This is a genomic window from Devosia sp., assembly GCF_017307565.1.
Taxonomy (GTDB): Bacteria; Pseudomonadota; Alphaproteobacteria; order Rhizobiales; family Devosiaceae; genus Devosia.
Genome location: NZ_JAFKHD010000299.1, coordinates 1 through 3230, shown reverse-complemented (window position 1 = coordinate 3230; position 3230 = coordinate 1). Strand labels below are relative to the sequence as shown.

Annotated in this window: 2 protein-coding genes and 1 pseudogene; 1 reads left to right on the top strand and 2 read right to left on the bottom strand. The window is 60.0% G+C overall.

Annotation, left to right across the window (positions count from 1 at the left end; all coding sequences use genetic code 11):
- Positions 1 to 1445 (bottom strand): L,D-transpeptidase family protein (locus J0I64_RS08935; protein ID WP_291407279.1); only part of this gene is annotated, 1445 nt, incomplete at its 3' end.
- Positions 1446 to 1992: 547 nt separating this feature from the next.
- On the opposite strand from J0I64_RS08935, the gene J0I64_RS08930 reads away from it, so the two are divergent.
- Entirely contained in the window at positions 1993 to 2373 is a 381-nt protein-coding gene (locus J0I64_RS08930; RefSeq protein WP_291407277.1) for a nuclear transport factor 2 family protein, read from the top strand.
- Positions 2374 to 2509: 136 nt separating this feature from the next.
- Here J0I64_RS08930 and J0I64_RS08925 read toward each other — a convergent pair.
- Positions 2510 to 3230 (bottom strand): annotated as a pseudogene (locus J0I64_RS08925) (hypothetical protein); the annotation flags it as partial.

Genomic DNA, 3230 nt, shown 5'->3' with positions numbered 1-3230 from the left:
GCCATCAGCGCATCGGCAAATTCGAACGGGTTTTCGACGCGGATGCAGCCATGGCTGAAGGCGCGGAAGGAGCGCGCGAACAGCGACTTGGACGGCGTATCGTGGAGATAGACGTCGTGCTTGTTGGGGAAGAGGAATTTTATCTGGCCCAGGGCATTGCCGGCGCCGGGGCGCTGGCGGACGCGGAAGGGGAAGTTCGAGGCCGAAACCTGCGACCAGTTCACCTGCCAGGGGCTGACCGGAGAGCCATTATAGAGCAGGTCCATATTGTGGCTGTCGGTATAGCCCGGATTGCGCAGCACGGCCGGAGCGATCTCGCCCTTGATGATCGAGGACGGCACGTTCCAATAGGGGTTCACCACCAGGTGCCGGATATTGTCCGAAAAGATCGGGGTCTGGTTCTTGGTGGTGCCGACGACGACGCGGGTCGAATATTCTTCGACGCCATCGCGCTCGATCGAGAGGCGGAATTCGGGGATGTTGACGAAGACGTTGAACTGGCCAAGGTCCGACGGCATCCAGCGCCAGCGTTCCATATTGGCCAGAATGTCTTCGCGGCGCGTGGCGTTGCCGCCGTTGAAGGCCGCGATGGTCGCCGCGCCGATGATCCCGTCGACTTCGAGACCCTGGCTTTCCTGGAAGGATTTGACCGCGGTGACGAGGTCGTCGGCATAAAGATTGCTGCCGTCGGTCGGCAGTTTCAGGCGGGCGCGAATGGCGGAGACGCGGCCATCGGAATTGCCCGGGCGCAGGACGGGGCCTGCATCGATCGGGGTGGGGCGGGCCGAGTTGCTGGTTTCAAAGTTGGCAAGCGCGGCCTTGAGGGCCAGGAATTCGGGGTGCTTGGGCTCAAGTTCGGCGAGAATAGGCGCCGGGTCCTGGCTCTGGGCCAGCCGTTCGAGGAGCGCCGCCTCGTTGATCGGCTTGGGCTGGATGTCGAGCAGCGGGCTCACCGATTGCGGGCGGATACGGCCATTGTGGATGTGGTTTGCATAGCGCATCACCGCGCCGGAAAAGGCGGTTTCGAGCCCGGCGAGCGCCAGCGGATCGGTGCTGTTGGCGCGGGTCAGGTCGATATCGGCCGTGAGATAGTCGCTGGGGCGCAGGCCTTCGCTGGCCGCGTCCTGGAACAGGGTGATGATCTTCTGCGCGGCGGGCGAGAAGGCGACCTTGCCGTCAGCGCCTTCGCTCAGCCAGATGGGCTCGAAGTGGCGTTCCCCATAAAGGAAATAGAGCTTTTGCGATTCTTCATAGGCGCGCGAACCGGCCGAGCTTGAACCATAGGCGGCGGCGAGGCCGGCCTTGATGGTGCGGGCGAGGTCGTTCTGCGGGGGGGCGATAACCACTGGTCCGATCGCCAGGCTTGCGACTTCCTGACCAATGGCCGAAGGGCCGATGGACGAGGCGGCAAGAACTGCAACGAGACTGACCAATAGCTTACGCATTTTCGCTCCTGTTGGCGCCGAAATGCCCCGAAAAAGCGGGAGATTCGGGCGCGCCTGAGTGAAATTCATTACTCATGAAACCTTAACGGGAGCAATCACTCCCATAAACGTGATGTTCATGTGTGGCGGAGCCGCAACGGGTTTGCACCGAGAGCGATGCGAGGCCGCTGGATCAGCTCCGGCTCAGCATACTTTCCGAATTTGAAGCTGCGCCTTTTGCCGCGTGGCCGACAGCGGCCGCCAAAAGTCGCGCGGGCAGCGTAGTCTCCAAACCGCCGAGGTGTCATCGAGCGCGCTTAGTCGTCGAGGAACTTGTTTGGCTGACAGGTGCGTAGGGCGCGGTTGGTCGCAAAGGGGGGAGCGGTCAGTCTGCTACCTTCTTCAGGCATAGACCGCCTGACATGATCGATGCTCTCGCTGACGATAGCCATCGAGGGCGAGCTACATTACGAAGTGCTCTTTGAAGAAGCTGTCGAGCCCGTTCCAAGGGGTAACCATCCATAGAGCGCCGAGCTTGGCAGACAAAATTTCAGACAGAGAAGTCAAAATGACCACGACGCCGTCCGATATCGACTACCCCGTCAGCATGCAGCTTGAAGCCTACAATGCGAAGGACATCGAAAACTTCATGCAGTGGTGGTCTGAAGACTGCCAGTATTACGCATTCCCAAACACGCTCCTGGCGAGCGGCGCAGCTGCAATACTTGAACGTCATGTAGAGCGGTTTCAGGAGCCTGATCTGCACGGCACGTTGCTGCACCGCATGACGGTTGGCAATGTGGTCATCGACCATGAAACCGTCCGCAGAACCTTTGCCGAAGGCATCGGCGAGATCGACGTGATCTGCATTTACGAGATCGAGAATGGGAAGATCGCCAGCGCGAGGTTCAAGATCGGAGAGAAGCGGTTGCTCCAGCGACGCGTTTAGTCGAGCGCGTTTTGACGCCGAGGTGGCTGGGAAGGCTCCGGCCTGACCGGTCAGGGGTGGAAAGCGGGCTGGCAGCTTTTGGGCGGATAAGCCGGAAAGCTGCCTTCTACCTCGTCGTGTTTTCGTGCCCCCGTCGCTACGTGCTAAAGATGTCACGCTTCAGGTCTGCGTACACAGCCGTTCCGGGTTTGATAAGGGGTGCCAACGTGTTTCGACCGAACGCCGCAGCATCGTTACCAGATTGAGGTATTTGGAGAAGCCGCTTCACCTTCTCATGGATAGACCCAATCGCTTTCTTGATGTCATCCGCTAAATTGCCTCGGGCAACGCTGTCGGCAACGGCCTGCGTCTTTATCGCCAACACCTGTGTCAGATCGGCGGATTTGCCCAAACTGTCGCAGAGAGCGGTCAACACTTCATCGTCCCAAAGATAGGACTCGAGGTGTCGACGGCTCAGCACCGTAATTCCCCTAGACTTGAGATCGGCGACGTCAGCGTCCGCGTGATCGTCTCGGTCGATAAGACGCTTGACGCGCATGCCAGCAGCGATCTTCGGCAACGCTGCAGCGAGCCCAAGGAAGTCTCCTTCCACTTCCTTGGAGTTTCCAGCTGCCACGAATGTGACGTCGGGGAACTCGTCAGCAAAAACGGTGGTGTAGATGCGTGCGTCGTGCTCGGCATTCTTGCCAGGAATCGGACCCGTCGGGTTGCCCTCGCAGATGACGACCCCGGAAGGGGCCACCAGCGATGCCAAGTCGTCAAGCGCCACGTGAAGGACATCGGCCCAGAATGCTCGGGTCGGCTTGGTCGGTTCGATGACTGTGGTTTGGTCGAAGTCCTGGTTGCCGAAATCGAGG